The sequence below is a fragment of the Bradyrhizobium sp. HKCCYLRH1034 genome, from assembly GCF_051168375.1.
Lineage (GTDB): Bacteria > Pseudomonadota > Alphaproteobacteria > Rhizobiales > Xanthobacteraceae > Bradyrhizobium.
Window position 1 is genome coordinate 392,023 of sequence record NZ_JBNPUW010000001.1, and the last position, 19,133, is coordinate 411,155.

Annotated in this window: 14 protein-coding genes; 6 read left to right on the forward strand and 8 right to left on the reverse strand. The window is 65.5% G+C overall.

Annotation, left to right across the window (positions count from 1 at the left end):
- Window positions 1–7 precede the first annotated feature (7 nt).
- Window positions 8–2,056, forward strand: a complete 2,049-nt coding sequence (locus ACQR0W_RS01790) for a PQQ-dependent sugar dehydrogenase (protein WP_316170563.1) — start codon at window positions 8–10, stop codon at window positions 2,054–2,056.
- Window positions 2,057–2,237: 181 nt separating this feature from the next.
- Window positions 2,238–3,131 carry an SMP-30/gluconolactonase/LRE family protein gene (locus ACQR0W_RS01795; protein WP_316170564.1) on the forward strand — a complete coding sequence of 298 codons (894 nt, stop codon included), beginning with the start codon at window positions 2,238–2,240 and terminating at the stop codon, window positions 3,129–3,131.
- 733 nt (window positions 3,132–3,864) lie between these two features.
- Here ACQR0W_RS01795 and ACQR0W_RS01800 read toward each other — a convergent pair.
- The 4 genes from ACQR0W_RS01800 to ACQR0W_RS01815 all read right to left on the reverse strand — a co-directional run bounded on the left by ACQR0W_RS01800 (window position 3,865) and on the right by ACQR0W_RS01815 (window position 11,096).
- Window positions 3,865–4,245, reverse strand: coding sequence for a hypothetical protein (locus ACQR0W_RS01800; protein WP_315714907.1), 381 nt, complete (start codon window positions 4,243–4,245; stop codon window positions 3,865–3,867).
- 99 nt (window positions 4,246–4,344) lie between these two features.
- Window positions 4,345–5,223, reverse strand: coding sequence for a transglutaminase family protein (locus ACQR0W_RS01805; protein ID WP_316170565.1), 879 nt, complete (start codon window positions 5,221–5,223; stop codon window positions 4,345–4,347).
- Window positions 5,220–7,751 (reverse strand): circularly permuted type 2 ATP-grasp protein, encoded by a 2,532-nt coding sequence (locus tag ACQR0W_RS01810; protein WP_316170566.1) that lies wholly within the window; start codon window positions 7,749–7,751, stop codon window positions 5,220–5,222. The genes ACQR0W_RS01805 and ACQR0W_RS01810 overlap by 4 nt, the downstream gene beginning before the upstream one ends.
- Before the next feature lie 30 nt (window positions 7,752–7,781).
- Window positions 7,782–11,096, reverse strand: a complete 3,315-nt coding sequence (locus ACQR0W_RS01815) for a DUF2126 domain-containing protein (protein WP_315826353.1) — start codon at window positions 11,094–11,096, stop codon at window positions 7,782–7,784.
- Window positions 11,097–11,527: 431 nt separating this feature from the next.
- Between ACQR0W_RS01815 and ACQR0W_RS01820 the strand changes: the two genes are divergently transcribed.
- On the forward strand, window positions 11,528–11,725 hold the full coding sequence (locus ACQR0W_RS01820; protein WP_008964013.1) for a hypothetical protein: 198 nt from the start codon (window positions 11,528–11,530) through the stop codon (window positions 11,723–11,725).
- 206 nt (window positions 11,726–11,931) lie between these two features.
- Here ACQR0W_RS01820 and ACQR0W_RS01825 read toward each other — a convergent pair whose 3' ends face one another.
- The 4 genes from ACQR0W_RS01825 to hpaR form a co-directional block, all read right to left on the reverse strand.
- On the reverse strand, window positions 11,932–13,455 hold the full coding sequence (locus ACQR0W_RS01825; RefSeq protein ID WP_315826354.1) for a UxaA family hydrolase: 1,524 nt from the start codon (window positions 13,453–13,455) through the stop codon (window positions 11,932–11,934).
- Between the two features lie 116 nt (window positions 13,456–13,571).
- Complete coding sequence (locus ACQR0W_RS01830) at window positions 13,572–14,351, reverse strand: HpcH/HpaI aldolase family protein (protein WP_315749218.1); 780 nt, start codon at window positions 14,349–14,351, stop codon at window positions 13,572–13,574.
- 131 nt (window positions 14,352–14,482) lie between these two features.
- Window positions 14,483–15,568, reverse strand: a complete 1,086-nt coding sequence (locus ACQR0W_RS01835; protein WP_315826355.1) for a malate/lactate/ureidoglycolate dehydrogenase — start codon at window positions 15,566–15,568, stop codon at window positions 14,483–14,485.
- Window positions 15,569–15,726: 158 nt separating this feature from the next.
- Window positions 15,727–16,182, reverse strand: coding sequence for a homoprotocatechuate degradation operon regulator HpaR (gene hpaR, locus ACQR0W_RS01840; protein WP_409999230.1), 456 nt, complete (start codon window positions 16,180–16,182; stop codon window positions 15,727–15,729).
- 186 nt (window positions 16,183–16,368) lie between these two features.
- On the opposite strand from hpaR, the gene hpaH reads away from it, so the two are divergent.
- Genes hpaH through hpaE form a run of 3 tightly spaced genes read left to right on the forward strand, consistent with a single transcriptional unit; the run spans window position 16,369 to window position 19,129 of the window.
- Window positions 16,369–17,175: a 2-oxo-hept-4-ene-1,7-dioate hydratase gene (gene hpaH, locus ACQR0W_RS01845; RefSeq protein WP_315826357.1), complete on the forward strand. Its 807-nt coding sequence runs from the start codon at window positions 16,369–16,371 to the stop codon at window positions 17,173–17,175.
- Between the two features lie 24 nt (window positions 17,176–17,199).
- Window positions 17,200–17,598: a 5-carboxymethyl-2-hydroxymuconate Delta-isomerase gene (locus tag ACQR0W_RS01850; protein ID WP_315826358.1), complete on the forward strand. Its 399-nt coding sequence runs from the start codon at window positions 17,200–17,202 to the stop codon at window positions 17,596–17,598.
- Window positions 17,591–19,129 (forward strand): 5-carboxymethyl-2-hydroxymuconate semialdehyde dehydrogenase, encoded by a 1,539-nt coding sequence (gene hpaE / locus ACQR0W_RS01855; protein ID WP_316170567.1) that lies wholly within the window; start codon window positions 17,591–17,593, stop codon window positions 19,127–19,129. The genes ACQR0W_RS01850 and hpaE overlap by 8 nt, the downstream gene beginning before the upstream one ends.
- Window positions 19,130–19,133: the final 4 nt, after the last annotated feature.

Genomic DNA, 19,133 nt, shown 5'->3' on the forward strand with positions numbered 1-19,133 from the left:
CCGACGCATGGAATGGTCGTGGCACAGTCTTGCAGCCGTCGCGACCGCCATGCTCATCGGCATCGGAGCTGGCCACGCCGACGACGCGACGATCCGCAGCGGCTACGCGCTCGGCCCGGCCAGTTGCGGCGACGGCGCCCTCACCTTTCCGCGCCTCCAGATCGACATGAAGCCCGGCTTCTGCGCCGGCCTCGTCGCCAGTCGCGACGACGGCCTGCGATTTCCCCGCAGCATCGTGCAGATTCCCGGCCATCAACTGTTCGTGGTCGCGGACATGGGCGGCTGGGGCCATGACGACGGCCGCCTCCTCATCCTCGATCCCGTAGCGCCCGCGGGCCAGCGCATCCGCGAGGCGGTCACGCGACTGTCCTATCCATTCGGCCTCGCCGCGGGCCTCGACGGCAGGATCTACGCCTCGACCGACACCGCGATCTTCCGCTTCGATCCGCTCGCCGCGAACCCGAGAGCGACCATCGAGACCATCATCCGCGATCTGCCTGGGCGCCGCCTGACCTTGCCGGACGGCACCCGGATCGCGGAGAGTGCGCATCCGCTGAAGGCCTTCGCTTTCGACCGCAACGGGCGGCTGTTCGTCAACATCGGCTCGCACAGCGACAATTGCCTGTCGCCGGCGCCGATCACGCGACCCTGCGCGGCGGGCGACGGCACCTCGCCGCTGGCTTCCATCTGGTTGTTCACGCCGCCCGCCGGCGGCCTCTTTCCAGCGCTGAAACCCGGCGATTCCGCTCCGCCTCATGAGGTGTTCGCGCGCGGCTTGCGCAACTCGATGGCGCTGGCGCTGCATCCGCGCTTTCCCGATCCCGGCACCGCGTTCCTGCAGGGCGAGAACGCGCGCGACCTGCAGGACATCTTCGCGCCCAACGAGGAGATCAACGCGATCGAGCAAGGCCGCCACTATGGCTGGCCCTATTGCTACGACCTGACGACGCCGAGCCCGGAATTCAAGCGTGTGCTGCAGTCCGGCGCGCTCAAGAACCTCTGCAACACCACCACGCTCTACAAGCAGCCCTGGTCGCTGCTGCCGCCGCATGGCGCGCCGCTCGGCATGCTCTACTACACCGGCGATCGCTTCGACGACCTGAAGGGCAAGCTGCTGGTCGGCCTGCATGGCTATCGGCCGACCGGCAGCCGGCTACTCGCCTTCGAGGTCGACGACCACGGCTTGCCCAAGCTGAGCCCGGCGCCGGTGCGCTACCATGTGAGCTGCGCCGCCGAGCCAACCCGCGCTTTCCAGACCGCAGCCGGTCCCGCGCCGGCCGCGGCGTTCGACGAGATCATCACGGGGTGGCATCGCGTCAACGGCATCCGGCCGCAGGGCGCGCCGGTCGGCATGACCATCGCCGACGACGGCGCGATCTGGCTGGTCGAGGACAAGAACCAGACCGTGATCCGCATCGACCGCTCTGGCGAGGCTGCCCCCGAACCCCTGCCCTGCGACATCAGGAGCGAGGCGCTGATCGACCGGCTTGCGGCTTTCGTGATGCAGGACGCGGCGAGTCGCGCGCGGCTCACGACCGTGCGCAGGAGCCTGATCGAAAAACATTGCAGCGGCTGCCATTCGGATTTCGGCCTCAAGGCCGGGCAATCCGATGACGACAAGGACCGCGCCGTGCTGCGCTTCATGCTGGCGCAAGACGGCTGGATCTATCCGGGCGATCCCGAAGCCGGCCGGCTGCGTCAACGATTGCGCGGATTGGGTGCCGAGCGGCAGATGCCGCCGGGCGCCAACCTCATCAAGACGGAACCAGGCTACGCCAGGGTGCTTGATGTGGCGGACGATCTGGTCGCGCGCATGATTCCAGGAACCAGGATGCGGGTGAAACCGGGCGGCCCTCCGCATCGCAAGTTCTTCGCCGGCGACGGCCGCGAATGCGGCGAGATCCCGTTCGGCAAGGTCGTCGTGATGACCGAGAGGTCTGCCGTCAATAAGCCCGGCTTCAGCCGTTTCTTCCGGCCCGCCGATACCTACCTCAACGGCACCTGTACGGACGACAATGGCTATTACATCCAACAGCAGTTTCTGGTGCCGCTCTGACCGGCTTGCAATGGCCCGTAGGGCGGGCAAAGCGACCGCCGCAGGCGGCGCGTGCCCACCGGCCGCGCGCACCGGTGCTGATGCTGGTGGGCACGGCGCGCACGAGCGTGCGTTCGGGCGCAAGCGGCGTCGCCCTGCGCCTTTGTCCACCCTACGCATCTCGGGTTTGGCGACTGTTCTCATGCTCTTGCTTGCGAGCGCGCCCACCCTCGCCGCACCAAAGCTGTTCGAGAGCACCCAGCTCACTCCATCCGGCGAATACACCTTCGGCATCGAGGGGCCCGCCGTCGACCGCGACGGCAATCTGTTCGTCGTCAATCTCGGCAAGGCCGGCACGATCGGCAAGCTCGCGCCGGAGGCGACGGCCTCCGAAAAGTTCACCGAGCTGCCCGACAACAGCATTGGCAACGCCATCCGCATCGACGCCACAGGCACGATGTTCGTCGCCGACTACAAGCGCCACAACATCTTCGCCATCGCCCCCGGCACGACCGAGCCCCGCCTCGTCTTCCATGCCGATGACATGAACCAGCCCAACGACATCACGCTGGCGCGCGACGGCACGATCTATGCGAGCGATCCAAACTGGAAGGCGCGCAGCGGCCGCATCTGGCGGATCGCGAAAGGACCCGACGGATCCTTGCAAGGCGCAGCCATGTCGGCGCCGCGTGCCATGGGCACCGCCAACGGCATCGATCTCAGCCCAGACGGCCGCACGCTCTATGTCGGCGAATCCAACAGCGGCGAGATCTGGTCCTATGCGATCGACGGCGACGCGCTGACACGGCCAAAGCTGATCAAGACCTTCGAGCCGAACACGATCGACGGACTGCGCACCGACGCCGGCGGCCGGCTGCTGGTCGCGCACATCCTCAAGGGCAGCATCGCCATGCTGGCGCCGGATGGGCGCATGATCCGGGAGATCGCGCTGAAAGCCAAGGAGCCGACCAACCTCGCCTTCGGCGGCAGCGACGGCAAGACCGTGTATGTGACCCAGCGCCAGGGCGGCTTCATCGAGTCGTTTCGGACTGATGTCGAGGGGCGAGAGCATTGTTTGCAGATGCGGAAGTGCTGAGCTTCTCTGCTGGTGCCGGATTCAGCATGGCGCTCGCTGTCTGAACGACAACTAATAGATCGCGCATATCCGCCATGCCCGAATTGCCCGTCGTGCCAGTTTGTCGCACGCTTGCCCACTTGTGTCGTCGGGCAAATCAGACCGATGTTTCCGGCCATCCCGGGCTCGTGAGAGGGGCGTATCGCGATCGTCACGAACGTGGAGCCTGGGGAGCGGTGGGCGTGTGGTGCTGCAGCGTGATCAGTCGCGCGGACGAACGGCATGATGCGCACGGTGAAGTCGTGATGTCCCGACACCCCGATGCTGGTGTCAACCTGGCGCAATACGATCGCGCTGGGGATGGTGGCCAGAAAGCCCGGCGCACCAGGGAGACCACGTATAAGCCGTAAAGCCATCGCGCAGGGAATGCCGGGTCGATCCGGCTGCACCTGTGGTTCCTGCCGCCTGCATTCTTTTCGCAGGCGGGCCATGGGCGAGGCCATCACCCGGCATTCCCTGCGCCCTCTTGTTCTCAGAGGGTTCGAGCTATCCTTCATGACTCGGACAGATCGTGTCGCGAGAACGCCGCCCCGTACCCCGTGTCATGTCCGCGCAGGCGGGCATCCGGTACGCCGCGGCGTCTCGATTCATCACCCCTTCCGGCGAGTACTGGATCGTGAGGCCGGCACCGTTCATCTCACCCGCAAATCAAGGCCCCCGCGTGCGCGAGAGCCTCGATAGCAATGGCGATCGCTTATCGCCCGTACACCACCGGCGCGCGGCGGACGATGAGCGGCGGCGGCAGGTCGCGCTCCCAGACACGGCCGTCGTCGAACTGGATGCGCATGCCGTCGGGCGAATACACTGCGCTTTCGTCACGTGCGTCGATCCAAAGCCGGCTATTGGGAGCATTCCAGTCCGGCCAGGCCTGGAGGGACTCGCCGGTTTCGGTGGTCAGGTTCACGGCATCGCCGTTCTGCGTCACGAAGGCCGGCGCGCCGATCATGCCGTCGCGGCACATCTGGATGCAGCGGTAGGTGCCGGTGAGATTCGCACTCGGCTGGGCCGAGGCGCTGCCGGCGACGCAGGCGCCGACCAGGCCAATGACGATTGCAACACGTTTCATGTCGATCACTCCATCGCTCGAAAGGGTCAGCCAGCCCCCATTCGGGCCCCTCGGGCGGATCAAGTGCGATGCGGGAAAATTGTTCCGACCGTTCCCGGTCAGGGAACCCTACTCGACCATCACGACATCGACGGCGACGCCGAGCTTCTGCTTGCGCGAGCCGACGATGATGCCGTCGACCGGCGAGACGTCGGAGAAGTCGCGGCCCATGCCGAGGATGATGTGATCATTGCCGACCAGGAGATCGTTGGTCGGATCGAAGCCGATCCAGCCGAGGTCGTCGCCGCACCACAGCGACACCCAGGCATGGGTGGCGTCGGCGCCCTGCAGCCGCGGCTGTCCCTCCGGTGGGATGGTGCGCAGATAACCGCTGACATAGGCCGCGGGCAGACCGAGCCCGCGCAGGCCGGCAATCATGACGTGAGCAAAGTCCTGGCAGACGCCGTGGCGATTGTCGAATACCTCGCGCAGCGGGGTCGAGATCACGGTCGCCTTCGGATCGTATCTGAACTCCTTGCGGATGCGCCGCATGAGGTCGGCCGCGCCGGCAACGATGCCGGTGCCGGTGCGAAAGCTTGCCGCGGCATAGTCCGTCACCGGCTCCAGCACCGGCACCAGCGCGCTGGCAAAGACGTAGCCGATCGGCGACGACGGGCCGAGGCTCGTCGCCTCGAACGCTGCATCGCGCACCTGCTCCCACTCCGCACTCGGCGCATCGCGCTCCGGCGGCGTGCGCGACAGCTTCACCCGCGAGCGCGAGTCGATGCGCAGGTGGCGGTGCTGGGTGTCGATCACGACGTTCTCGGTCAACGTTCCGAAGAAATCGCGCCGCGCGGTCCGCTCCGAGGGCCGCGGCCGGATGTCGACGCTATGCGAGATCAGCTCCTGGCCGTCACCGCTGAGCGGCTCCAGCCGCAGCGAGCAGCGGGCAAAGCTGACGGCGCTCTCATACTCATAGGTCGTGACGTGCCGGATGTCGTAGATCACGCGAGGCCCGTCAGCTTTTCCGGCCGCGTCGCATTCGGACCGTGCGGGAAGTAGTGCTGACCGATCGCCTCCGCCAGATTGAGCAGGTCCTGCTCCAGTGCAAACAGCGTGCGGCCGTCGAGATGGGCCGCCTCCGCTGCGGTCAGCCGCGCGCCCAGCGAGATCGCGAGGCGTTGCGGCCGCTCGATCAGCCCGTTCTCCTTCAGCACCGGCAGGCTCGCGATGTGCTCGTTCAGCAGCTCGACCTGGAACGCGACCGAGCGCGGGTTATAGAGGTCGAGTACGACGAGATCGCGGATCGGCGCCAGTGCCGGGCCGATCAGATAGCGCGAGCGATAGGTGATCTGACAATCGACCAGGGTGAGCAGGACGTCGAGATCCTCGGGCGTCGCCTCGTCATAGCCGAACTGCCGCGCGAACCGCGCGGTGTTGATGGCGCGCTCGGCGCGGCGACCCATGTCGAGGAAGCGCCAGCCGGCGGCGCGGTTCATGTTCTCCTGGGCAAGGCCGGCGAAGCTCGCGAGCCGGTCGAGCGTGAGCTCGGCGATGCTGACGACGGCGTCCTCATCCTCGGCCTCCTGCGCCAGGCGATTCGGCATCTCGGTGATGACCTGCCAGGCGTCGGGCGAGAGGCGCTCGCGCAGCGAGGTCGCGGTGCGCTGAGCCGATCTGAGCAGCGACAGCGCCGAGCCGAACTGCGCCTCGGCCTGCAGGGCCTCGGCCGCCACCTGGAATCCCTTGCTGCGCGAGGTCTGCTCAACCGCGCCCCACGCCAGCAACAGCCGCTGGATGCGCTCGGAGGTGTTGAGCTGCGCCGGCGATCCCTTGCCGGGATCACGATGCTGGGCTGCGAGCGCCCGGATCAGCCGCACGGTGGCCTCGGCGCGCTCCAGATAGCGTCCGAGCCAGAACAGATTGTCGGCGGCGCGGCTCGGCAGCACGCCGGCGATGCGGCGTATCCGCACGTTGTCGGAGCCCGGCAGCAAGGTGCGCGCCGCCACCGCCTTGTCGGCGACCACCCAGACGTCGGCGGCGCGCGCGCCGTCGCCCATCGACACCGCGCGCGCATCGAGCTTGTCGGCGATGCGACAGAAGCCGCCGGGCATGACGGTCCAGCCGTCGGGCGTGGCGGCCGCGAACACCCGCAGCACGAACGGCCGCGGCGCGATCCGACCGTCCTCCCACACCGGCGTGGTCGACAGCCGCACCACCTCCTGGCCGACATAATCGATGCCGCGCTGGCTGATCGCAGCACGCAGCCGCTCGCGCTCGGCGGCCGAGAGCTCACTAGCCAGCACCGGACCGCTGCTTGCGAAGCCCGGCACGGCGCGGCCATAGGCGCCTTCGATCGCGAACTCCTCGAGCCGCGACAGCACCTCGTCGCGTGCGGACTTCTGGCCGCACCACCAGGTCGCGATGTGCGGGATCTTGAGATCCTCACCGAGCACGCGCCGCGCAAGGCTCGGCAGGAAGCCGAGCAGCGCGCGCGCCTCGAGCACACCAGAACCCGGCATGTTGGCGATCACCACACCGCCCTTGCGCACGACGTCCATCAGGCCGGCGACGCCGAGTCGCGAGCCGGCATCGAGTTCGAGCGGATCGAGCGAGTTGGAATCGAGCCGCCGCAGCAGCACGTCGACGCGCTTCAGGCCGGCGACGGTGCGGATGTGCACGCGGTCGCCGCTGACGGCGAGATCGTCGCCCTCGACCAGCAGGAAGCCGAGATAGCGCGCCAGCGTCGCGTGCTCGAAATAGGTCTCGCTGAACATGCCCGGCGTGAGCACGCCGATGCGCGGCTCGTCACGATCGGCGCTGGCGCGCAGAGCATCGCGGAATGCTTCGAAGAACGGCGCGAGCCGCTCCACGTTCATGGACTTGTAGATCGAGGAGAAGGCGCGCGACAGCACGAGCCGATTTTCCAGCGCATAGCCCATGCCGGACGGCGCCTGGGTGCGGTCGTTGAGCACCCACCAGCCGCCGTCGGGCCCGCGGCCGATATCGGCGGCGTAGATGCTGAGGAAGCGGCCGCCGGGCGGTTTGACGCCGCAGACCGGGCGCAGATATTCGCTGGACCCGGCGACGGCGGCTGCCGGCAGCGCGCCGCTCGCCACCAGCCGTCCCTCGCCATAGATGTCCTGCAGCACCCGTTCGAACAGTTCGGCGCGCTGGACGATGCCCTGGGACAATTGCGCCCATTCGGACTCGTCGATCAGCAGCGGCAGATGGCTCAGCGGCCACGATCGCTCGGCGTTGTCGCCCGGCGAGCGATAGGTGACGCCGGCTTCGCGCAGATGGCGATCGGCGGAGGCGAAGCGGCGCTCGATGTCGCTCGGCGCGAGTGCGGCGAAGGTCTCGGCAAAGCGGGTCCAGACCGGTCGCGGACGGCCGTCGGCCCCGATGAACTCATCGGGGATGCCGGGGAGCCGGGCATAGTCGCGGGCCCAATGCTCGGCCCGGCGCAGCGGAGAACGTGCCGCCGGCCGACCGGCGGCGCTCGCTCCCTGGTCCTGGCCGCTCGAGCCGTCCATACCCTGGTCCTCCGTACAAACTCCGTGCCATCAATGCAGGAGCGGCCTGCGCAAGTCGAGGGTCATCGGGAATTCATTTGTGCGTTCCTCCGGCGGCAGCGCGATTCGTCCCGGAGTGTGGCCGTGATCCTGGAAGCGGGCGAGCCGCCGTGCCTCCGCCTCGTAGGAGTTGATCGGCTTGGTATCGTAGTTGCGGCCGCCGGGATGGGCGACGTGATAGACGCAGCCGCCCAGCGAACGGCCGTTCCAGGTGTCGATCAGGTCGAAGGTCAGCGGCGCATGCACCGGGATCGTCGGGTGCAGGCCGGAGGCCGGCTGCCATGCCTTGAAACGAACCGCCGCCACCGCTTCCGCCGACCGTCCGGTCGAGGTCATCGGCATCCTCCTACCATTGCAGGTGATGAGGTGGCGGCCTTCGATGAAACCTTCGGCTTTGACTTGAAGTCGCTCGACCGAGGAATCGACATAGCGCACGGTGCCGCCCGCGGCGCCTTCCTCGCCCAGCACATGCCAGGGCTCCAACGCCTGCCGCAGCTCCAGGGTCACGCCGCCATGCTGCACGCGGCCGAAGGTCGGAAAGCGAAATTCAAGCTGCGCCTGGTACCATTCCGGCGAGAAGTCGTAGCCGGACGACCGCAGCTCATCCAGGACATCAAGAAAGTCTTCCCAGATGAAGTGCGGCAGCATGAAGCGGTCGTGCAGCGCCGTGCCCCAGCGCACGAACCGGCCGTCCTGCGGCTCGCGCCACAATTTGGCGATCAGCGCACGGATGAGAAGCTGCTGCGCCAGCGACATCCGCGGATCCGGCGGCATTTCCAGTGCGCGGAACTCCACGAGTCCGAGCCGGCCCGTCGGTCCCTCCGGCGAGTACAGCTTGTCGATGCAGATCTCCGAGCGGTGGGTATTGCCGGTGATGTCGACGAGCAGATGCCTGAACAGCCGGTCGACCAGCCACAGCGGCACGCTCTGCCCGATCCGAGGCACGTTGGCGAGCGCGATCTCGAGCTCATAAAGGCTGTCGTGGCGCGCCTCATCGATGCGCGGAGCCTGGCTGGTCGGCCCGATGAACATGCCGGAGAACAAATAAGACAGCGACGGGTGCCGCTGCCAATACAGGACGAGACTCTTCAGCAGATCGGGGCGACGCAGGAAGGGCGAATCCTGCGGCGAGCTGCCGCCGACGACGACATGATTGCCGCCGCCGGTGCCGGTGTGGCGGCCATCGATCAGGAAGCGATTGGCGCCGAGCCGCACCTTCGCGGCATCCTCATACAGCCCGAAAGTGATGTCGACCGATTGCCGCCAGCTCGCGGCCGGCTGGATGTTGACCTCGATGACGCCGGGATCGGGCGTCACCTTGATGACCTCGATGCGCGGATCGAACGGCGGTGCATAGCCCTCCACGTGAACCTTGATCTGCATCGACTCGGCCGTCGCTTCGACCGTTGCGACCAGCTCCAGGTAGTCCTCGATGGTTTCGACCGGCGGCATGAACACGCACAGAATGCCATCGCGGATCTCGACCGACATCGCAGTGCGGACGCCGAGCCCTCCCCAGTACTGATACTGAACATCCTGCTGCGGCTTCGGCGCGCGATCGAGCTTCGGCAGCGGCGGTACCTGCGGCACGATCACCGGACGCCCCTGCGTGAACATCGGCAGCGGCCCGCGCTGCTCCATCGGGTCCTGCTCGTGGATGTACGGGAAATCTTCCGGCGGAATGTAGGCCAGCGAGCCGATCGGCAACCGCAGGCCGAGCGGCGAGTCGCCGGGAATCAGGAACAGGCGCTTGCGCCGCAGGCCCCAGCGCTCGCTGCGCCAGCGCCGGGGCTGCGCATTCCAGCGCTGGATCGGCAGCACGAAGCCGCGCGGGATGTGCAGGCCTTCGTCGAACACCCGCGCCATGCGCGCGCGCTCTTCGGGATCGGCGAGCTTGGAGTCGAGCGCGTCGACGTTCTCGGGCAGCGCGGCTTCCTTCTGCAGCCAATGCGCGGGATCCTCGAACGCGGGCAGCACGTAGTCCGGCTCGAGCCCGAGCGTCTCGGCCGCCGTGTCCAGGAAACGCTCTGCATCCTGGATCGTCGCCCTGCGCGGGCCATCGACGCTGGCGATCAGATCCGGATTGCGCCAGATCGGCTCACCGTCCTTGCGCCAATACAGTCCGAACGCCCAGCGCGGCAGGCTTTCGCCGGGATACCACTTGCCCTGTCCGTAATGCAGCAGGCCACCGGGCGCGAAACGCGCGCGCAGACGCCGGATCAGGCTGTCCGCGAGCCCGCGCTTGGCCGGGCCGACGGCAGCCGTATTCCACTCCGCCGATTCCATGTCGTCGATCGACACGAAGGTCGGCTCGCCGCCCATCGTGAGGCGCACGTCGTTTTCGGCGAGATCGGCATCGACGGCTTCGCCGAGGCGGTCGAGCCGGTCCCACGCCTCATCCGAAAATGGCCGGGTAATCCGCGGCGCTTCGCGGATGCGCCTCACATTCATCTCGAAGTTGAAGTTGACCTCGGCAACTCCGGCACTGCCGCTGATCGGCGCGGCCGAGTGATAGTGGGGAGTCGCAGCAACGGGGATGTGTCCTTCGCCCGCCAGCATGCCCGAGGTGACGTCGAAGCCTATCCATCCAGCGCCGGGCAGATAGACCTCGGCCCAGGCATGCAGATCGGTGAAATCATTCTCGACCTCGACCGGCCCCTCGATCGGATCGATGTCGGGACGAAGCTGAATCAAATAGCCGGAGACGAACCGGGCGGCGAGCCCGAGATGCCGCAGCGTCTGGATCAGCAGCCACGCCGAGTCGCGGCAGGAGCCGGCGGCCGACGACAGCGTCTCCTCCGGCGTTTGAACGCCAGGCTCCATCCGGATGATATAACGAATCTTTTTCTGCAACTGCGCATTGAGTTCGACGAGATAGTTGACCGTGTTGTCCGCATCGCGGGGAATCGACTTCAAGTATTCCGCGAACAACGGCCCCGGCTCGATCGTCTCGAGATAGGGCGCCAGTTCCACCTTGAGGCCCTCCGGATAGGCGAAGGGAAAACTGTCGGCATAAGGCTCGACGAAGAAGTCGAACGGATTGATCACGGTCATCTGCGCCGTGAAGTCGACCTCGATTTTGAGTTCGTTCACCTTCTCGGGGAAAACGTAGCGGGCCAGCCAATTGCCTTGCGGATCCTGCTGCCAGTTCACGAAATGGTTGGGCGGCGTGACCTTGAGCGAATAGCTCAGCACGGGGGTCCTGGTATGTGGTGCAGGACGCAGGCGGATGGTCTGCGGGCCCAGTTCGACCGGACGATCGTATTTGTAATGGGTGACGTGATGTAATGCGACGTAGATTGACACGAGGCTTCGGCGCTCCAGCAACTTTTTTAAGCAGAACATTGCTGTGCTTAGGGATCAAGCACTAACAAAGGGCAGAGCTGCCTATTGGACGATCCTAAGCCCGAAAGGCGGCATTTGGACCGCGCCGGCCCAGTTGAGCCGCCCTATCAGGTGTCTCGCTGCACGCACCGGTCGCTTTTCCGGCCGCTGCGCGCCTCAATCAGGCCCGTCACGAAGAACGAGAGAAGAACAAACAACCTATCCGGCCGCACGCGGAGAGTTGTCCACAGGACGACGCGCAGGCGCTCACGGAAGATTGACCAGTCCCTCAAAGCAGGGATTAACCCCGAATGATGAACTAACAAGAACTAATAGCGTTGCATTTGCCGCAATCGCTTGATAGCTCGACTACACATGCTATTTAGGACCATCATTGCCAAAAGGAGAATCAAGTGGCGAAGACAGCTAAGAAGGCAGCTACCAAGAAGTTGGCGCGGAAACCCTACACGCCCGCCGACATCAAGCTGCTGAAACAGCACTCGAAGTCCAAGACCCCGGTTGCCAAGATCGCCAAGGCGATGAAGCGGACCGAAGGCTCGCTCCGTCAGAAGGCTCTGGCGCTCGGCATCGGCCTGGGCCACCAGCGGTAAATTGCTCGGCGCCGCTGTCGCGCGAGCGTCGGCAGGGCCAGCCCATGACGGACTGCCCACGACAGCCAGCCCATGGCGGCGCGCTCACCTGTCATCTGATCTCAGTTGCGATCCAGTCTCAGTTAACTTGCGATCTCAGCTGCGATCAGATGCCGGGACACCGAACCGCAGCCCCGATAGGGCCGCCGAATAGCTGAGTGATCCAGCTACATCGTCGCGCCGAGCACCCAGGGCGCGAACTCGGCCCCGCCGAAATCGAAGCTCTCGCTCTTGGTCGGCTGCCCCGAGGCGGTCTTCAACATCAATTCGAAGATGCGCTGGCCGCATTCCTGCACCGTCTCCTCGCCGTCGAGGATCGTGCCGCAATTCACGTCCATGTCGTCTTCCATCCGCTTGTACATCGGCGTGTTGGTCGCGAGCTTGATGGACGGCGCCGGTTTGCAGCCGAACACGCTGCCGCGGCCGGTGGTGAAGCAGACGAGATTGGCGCCGCCGGCCACCTGCCCCGTCGCCGCAACCGGGTCGTAACCGGGCGTGTCCATGAACACGAAGCCCTTCTTGGTGACGGCTTCCGCATAATGCAGCACATCGACCAGATTGGTGCTGCCGGCCTTGGCCATCGCGCCGAGCGACTTCTCGAGAATCGTCGTCAGGCCGCCGGCCTTGTTGCCCGGGCTGGGATTGGCGTTCATCTCCGCCCCTTCACGCGCGGTATACTCTTCCCACCAGCGCATCAGGGAGACGAGTTTCTCGCCGACGTCGCGGCTGACTGCGCGGCGCGTCAGCAGATGCTCGGCGCCGTAGGTCTCGGGTGTCTCCGACAGGATCACTGTGCCACCATGTCGCACCAGCAGATCGCTTGCCGCACCGAGCGCCGGATTGGCCGAGATGCCGGAATAGCCGTCGGACCCACCACATTGAAGGGCGACAGTCAGCTCGCTAGCCGGAACCGTCTCGCGCTTGACCCTGTTGGCGTCGGCGAGCGCTTCCCTGACGAAAGCGATGCCGGCCTCGACGGTCTTGCGGGTGCCGCCGACCTCCTGGATGTCCATGGCGCGCAGGCGGCCGGCGAGCTTCTGCTCCTCCATCAATCCGCCGATCTGATTGGCCTCGCAACCAAGGCCGAGCACGATCACCGCAGAGAAGTTCGCGTGCCGCGCGTAGCCGCCGAGGGTTCGCCGCAGCAGCTTCAACGGCTCGTCGAGCGTCATGCCGCAGCCGGTCTTGTGCGTCAGCGCCACGACGCCGTCGACGTTCGGGAAGTCGGCGAGCGGATCGTCACCGGTGAAGGGATTGCGCTTGAACACGTCGGCAACGAGGCCCGCGACATGCGCGCTGCAGTTCACCGAGGTCAGAATGCCGATGTAGTTGCGGGTCGCGACCCGGCCATCGGGCCGGCGAATGCCCTCGAACGTCGCCGGAAGATCGAAATTCGGCGTCGGCTTCACGTCAACGCCATAGGCGTAGTCCTTGGCGAAATCGCCCATGCCGCAGTTCTGCGTATGAACGTGCTGCCCGGGCGCGATCGGCGCGGTCGCGAAGCCGATGATCTGGCCGTAGCGGCGGATGGGCTCGCCCTGTGCGATCGGACGCACCGCGACCTTGTGACCGGCCGGAATCCGGTCGGTCGTGGTGACCCCATCGGCGATCGACAGCCCCGGGGGCAGGCTGGCGCGCGCGATCAGGACGCTGTCCTCGGGATGAAGACGGATGACGGGGGTGGGAGCCATGGCTGTCTCTCTCGTATCAATACGTCGATCGCGAACACATATGCGAATGGCGAGCGGCTCATAGCGAATGGACGGATCCCCGTTCGCTACGCCCTCCTCGCCATTCGCCTTTCTCGTTACGCTTTGCCGCCGGATTCCTTGCGGGTCTGCGCGACCTGCTGGCGGGCATAGACCTGCATCAGGCCGACCTCGTTCGACAAGGTCACGAGCTTGAAGCCCATGTTGATGGCGCGGACCGCACCCTCGGCGCCGCTGCAGTGAATGCCGGGATTGAGCCCACGCTTGCCACACTCCTTCACGATCTTCTCATAGATCTTGAGGATTTCCGGCTCGTCACGATCGAGCTTCGGCACCAGGCCATAGGAAAAGCCGAGATCGGAGGGCCCGATATAGACGCCGTCGATGCCTTCGACATCGAGAATGGCTTCCATGTTCTCGACCGCGGTCCTGGTCTCCATCATCGGCAGCAGCACGATCTCGTCGTTGGCCGTCTTCTGATACTCGCCCGCACCACCATACATGCCCGAGCGGATCGGACCGTTGGAGCGCACACCCTTCGGCGGATATTTGGAATAGGAAACGAGGTTGCGCGCTTCCTGCGCTGTGTTGACCATCGGGCAGATGACACCATAGGCACCGCCATCGAGCACCTTGCCGATGATGCCGGGCTCATTCCACGGCACGCGCACCATCGGCGTGACCGGATGGCCATGCATGGCCTGGAAGCATTGCACCATCGACAGATAGTCCTGCACCCCGTGCTGCATGTCCACGGTGACGCTGTCGAAGCCGCACTGAGCCACGACCTCCGCGGAGAAGCCCGAGGGGATCGCGAGCCAGGCATTCACCACCGTCTTGCCTTCGGCCCAGAGCTGCTTGACCTTATTGTTCGCCACGACTGCGTTTCCTTCCCTTGTTGTTCAACCGATCCGTCTCGTTAGAATTTGTTCTCGCCGATGGCGCAACGCAATGCAATCCCGCTCAATCTGAGCATGGATGCTTCGCACCACCCGCAGTCACACTGATTTCACGATGTCGCCCGCTGAATGCTCGCTTCGCTGACACCCACTTCGCGTGCCGTGTTCACTATTGCCGCCCAGGTGTCATCGGGCAAGGGCACGCCATTGGCCGTACGCTCGGCCTGCATCTTGCGCTCGGGATCGCCCGGCACCAGCACCTGATCAACGCCGGAGACCGGCTTGGTCGCCCGGATGAAATCCGTATAGCGGCTGATCTCACCATCAAAGAAGCTCGCCGGATCGACCACCTTCGGGTCGATGTAGATCGCGAGCATGCCGTTGGCAAAGCGCCGATTTGCCGACGTCGCCCCGGTGCCGGTCAAGGCGCCGCCGAGCAGCTCGCAGATGAAGGCGAGACCAGAGCCCTTGTGCTCGCCGAAGGCGCGGATCGCTCCCGTCCCCTTGGTGTGGTCGCGCGTCCCCTCGGCCTCATAGGGTCCATAGAGCACCGCCGGATCCTCGCTGAGCGTCCCGTCGGCATCGATCAAGGCGCCCTTGGGCAGCTTCTTGCCGCCGCGGCTCGCCACCAAGACCTTTCCCTCGGCCACGATCGAGGTCGCGAAATCGAGCACGATGGGATCCTTCCCCTGGCGCGGAATGCCGACACAATATGGCGCGGTGGAGAACCGCTTCTCGACTCCGCCATAGGGCGCCACCAGCAGTGAACCTGCGGCCGTGACGAAATGAATGGAGACGAGCCCCTCGGCGGCGGCCATTTCCGCCCAGTCGCCGACCCGGCCGAGATGGCCGGAATTGCGCAGCGCCAACGCAGCCAAGCCGCTCTTCTTGCAACGCTCGATGCCGATCCTCACGGCCTGTGGTGTCACGGTCTGACCGTAGCCGAACTTGCCGTCGACGACCACCAGCGACGGGGTGTCGACCACGACCTCTGCGGTCTGGTTGGGCACGATCGAACCCATCTTCTGCCAACGGATATAGACGGGCACGCGGATCACACCGTGGCTGTCATGCCCTGTCAGGTTGGCCGTCGTCAGATAGGTCGCGATCCGGCGGGCCTCCTCCGGCGAGGAATTGGCGTGTTCGAAGACGTCGGCAACGAAATCGATGAGATGCGCAACCTTGATAGTGACCATGACAACTCGCGGGTTCGATCAGCATGCGAAAACAGAGTTAGCATGGTTTGCCATGCCTGCGACGCACGCCCTCTCCGCTCGACTGCATCGCTTCTTATCAAAACGCCGAACGGCCTGCCAAGCATGAGACCGCGTCATTGCGCTTGGTCCGCGGCAGATCAGCCATCGCCGTCTTCGGAGGCGTCGAGATCGCCGCCGATGCTCTGCTCCAGCTCGCCCAGCATCTTGTGCAATGCGGCAAGCTTGCGGGCGCCATACCGACTGGCAATCGATGCATAGATCGCCTCTGAGCTCGGCGCGACCTGTGCGATCAGCTTCATGCCCTTGGCCGAGATCGACAACACGCCCCTGCGCATGTCGCGGCTATCGACTTCGCGCTGAATCAGGCCGCGCGCCTCGAGATCGCGCAGGATGCGGGACAGGCTGGGCCCGAGCAGGAACGCGACCCTCGCCAGTTCCGTCACCTCGATCACATCGACCGCCGCCAGCGCGCGCAAGATACGCCATTGCTGCTCGGTCAGGCCGTGCTGTCGCAGATTGGGGCGAAACTGCCGCATCACGGCCTCACGCGCCCGCAACAAGGCCATCGGCAGCGACTGCGAGAAGTCGCGCATCGGCACCTTGCGCGCTTCCTTCGCAGCCTGCCTGGCGACCTTGGCCCTGGTCTCGCTCACATCAATCTCCTCAATCTCCCGTGGGCCATCCTGAACATTTGCACTGCAGCAAACGTCCTTTCGGTTTGCCGACTGAAACTTAACATGTTAATCATCTGTCGCCATCTCTTTTCTGAGCGATAGACCATGCCTCTTGCGAGCGACCAGATTCATAGCTGCGCCTTACGCCTGGATCAGGCCGAAAAGAGCCGCCGCCAGATCAGGCAGTTGTCGCAGGAGTTTCCCGATATCACCATCGCAGATGCCTATGCGATCCAGGAGGCCTGGATCAGCATCAAGGTGGCCGCGGGCCGCGTCATCAAGGGTCACAAGATCGGGTTGACATCGAAGGCGATGCAGAGCGCGCTGAACATCGATGAACCGGATTCGGGCGTGCTGCTCGACGACATGTTCTTTGCCGATGGCGGGCTGGTGCCGTCCGACCGCTTCATCGCGACGCGTATCGAGGCGGAGCTTGCCTTCGTCATGAAGCACCGTCTGTCTGGACCGGACTGCACCTTGTTCGACGTACTCAACGCGACGGATTTCGTGGTGCCGGCACTCGAGATCCTGGATACGCGGATCGAGCGGGTGGATCCCGCGACCAAGGCGACCCGCAAGATCTTCGATACGATCGCCGACAACGCCGCAAATGCCGGCATCGTGCTCGGCGGCCGGCCGCTGCGGCCGCTCGATGCCGACCTGCGCTGGATCGGCGCACTCTGTTATAAGAACGGTCAACTGGAAGAGACCGGCTTGGCCGCCGGCGTGCTGAACAACCCGGCAACGGCCGTTGCGTGGCTCGCCAACAAGATCGCGGCAAATGGATTCGCGCTGGAGCCGGGACAGGTGGTCCTTGCCGGCTCGTTCATCCGGCCGATCGAGGCGCGCAAGGGCGACACGATCCAGGCCGACTACGGCTCGTATGGGACGGTGAGCTGTTACTTCGCCTGAAGCCTGCCCCGGAGCGACCGCATCATGCCGCATTTCAGCATCGAATACTCCGCCAATCTCGACGCCTTTGTCGTGATGGCCAACGTCTGCGAAGTGGTCCGCAAGGCCGCCAGCGAGACCGGGATCTTTCCGATCGGCGGCATCCGCGTGCGCGCGATCCGCTGCGAGCACTACGCGATCGCCGACGGCAAGCCCGACTCCGCCTTCCTCGCCATGCTGCTGCGGCTCGGCGAAGGCCGCGATCTCGCGGCACGGCAGAAGGCCGGCGAGCACGTCTTCAAGGCACTCTCGGCGTATCTCGATCCGGTCTTCGCAAGCACCAAGTTCGCATTGTCCTTCGACATGCAGATCAACGACGCCGCGACCAGCTGGAAGCGCAACAACATCCACGACGCCCTGAAAGCGGAGGCATCCCATGGATAAGGCCACTCCCAAGACGGACATCTACAAGGCCAATCTCGACCGCGTTGCCCCCCTGCTCGCGAAGCTGAAGGACGAAGGCATCGGTCACTTCATCGATGGCAAGGTCGTGCCGGCGATCTCAGGCGCGACGTTCGAGACGAAGTCTCCGATCGACGGTGCCGTGCTCGCCAAGATCGCGCGCGGAAATGCCGAGGACATCGACCGCGCGGCGACATCGGCCGCACTCGCCTTCAGATCCTGGCGCGACATGGCGCCGGCGATGCGGCGCAAGCTGCTGCATCGCGTGGCCGACGCGATCGAGGATCATGCCGACGACATTGCCGTGCTCGAATGCATCGACACCGGGCAGGCCTATCGCTTCATGGCCAAAGCCGCGGTCCGCGCGGCGGAAAACTTCCGCTTCTTCGCCGACAAATGCACCGAGGCGCGTGACGGCCTGAGTACGCCGAGCGACGAGCATTGGAACATCTCGACGCGGGTGCCGATCGGCCCGGTCGGCGTGATCACGCCATGGAACACGCCGTTCATGCTGTCGACCTGGAAGATCGCCCCGGCGCTCGCGGCCGGCTGCACGGTCGTACACAAGCCGGCGGAATGGTCGCCGATCACGGCGCAGTGGCTGGCCAAGCTCGCCAAGGACGCCGGCATTCCCGACGGCGTCCTCAACACCGTTCATGGCTTCGGGGAGGAGGCCGGCAAGGCGCTGACCGAGCATCCCGCGATCAAGGCAATCGGCTTCGTCGGCGAGAGCTCGACGGGATCTGCGATCATGGCGCAGGGCGCACCGACCCTGAAGCGGGTGCATTTCGAGCTCGGCGGCAAGAACCCGGTGATCGTGTTCGACGATGCCGATCTCGACCGCGCGCTCGACGCCGTCGTGTTCATGATCTACTCGCTCAACGGTGAGCGCTGCACCTCATCCAGCCGCCTGCTGGTGCAGCAGAGCATCGCCGAGACCTTCACGGCCAAGCTTGCGGCGCGCGTGCGTGCGCTGAAAGTGGGTCATCCGCTCGATCCCGCCACCGAGATCGGGCCGCTGATCCACGAGCGGCATCTCGCCAAGGTCTGCTCCTATGTCGACGTTGCACGCGAGGACGGTGCGATCATCGCCGTCGGCGGCAAGCGGTTCGACGGCCCGGGCGGCGGGCATTACGTCGAGCCGACGCTGGTGACCGGCGCGCGCCAGACCATGCGCGTGGCGCAAGAAGAGGTGTTCGGGCCGTTTCTCACCGTGATCCCGTTCCGCGACGAGGCTGACGCGATCGCGGTCGCCAATGACGTGCAATACGGCCTCACCGGCTATGTCTGGACCGGCGACATGGGCCGCGCGCTGCGCGTCGCCGACGCGCTGGAAGCCGGCATGATCTGGCTGAACTCGGAGAATGTCCGCCACCTGCCAACCCCGTTCGGCGGCATGAAGGCATCGGGCATCGGCCGCGACGGCGGCGACTATTCGTTCGACTTCTACATGGAGACCAAGCACGTCTCGCTCGCCCGCGGCACCCACAAGATCCAGCGGCTCGGCGTCTAAGGAG

What these genes read in the sequence shown, in the direction of transcription:
- ACQR0W_RS01790 (WP_316170563.1), top strand. Translation starts at nt 8, where the DNA reads ATGGAATGGTCGTGGCACAGTCTTGCAGCCGTCGCGACCGCCATGCTC.
- ACQR0W_RS01795 (WP_316170564.1), top strand. Translation starts at nt 2,238, where the DNA reads ATGCTCTTGCTTGCGAGCGCGCCCACCCTCGCCGCACCAAAGCTGTTC.
- ACQR0W_RS01810 (WP_316170566.1), bottom strand. Translation starts at nt 7,751, where the DNA reads ATGGACGGCTCGAGCGGCCAGGACCAGGGAGCGAGCGCCGCCGGTCGG.
- ACQR0W_RS01825 (WP_315826354.1), bottom strand. Translation starts at nt 13,455, where the DNA reads ATGGCTCCCACCCCCGTCATCCGTCTTCATCCCGAGGACAGCGTCCTG.
- ACQR0W_RS01835 (WP_315826355.1), bottom strand. Translation starts at nt 15,568, where the DNA reads ATGGTCACTATCAAGGTTGCGCATCTCATCGATTTCGTTGCCGACGTC.
- hpaR (WP_409999230.1), bottom strand. Translation starts at nt 16,182, where the DNA reads ATGCGCGACTTCTCGCAGTCGCTGCCGATGGCCTTGTTGCGGGCGCGT.
- hpaH (WP_315826357.1), top strand. Translation starts at nt 16,369, where the DNA reads ATGCCTCTTGCGAGCGACCAGATTCATAGCTGCGCCTTACGCCTGGAT.
- ACQR0W_RS01850 (WP_315826358.1), top strand. Translation starts at nt 17,200, where the DNA reads ATGCCGCATTTCAGCATCGAATACTCCGCCAATCTCGACGCCTTTGTC.
- hpaE (WP_316170567.1), top strand. Translation starts at nt 17,591, where the DNA reads ATGGATAAGGCCACTCCCAAGACGGACATCTACAAGGCCAATCTCGAC.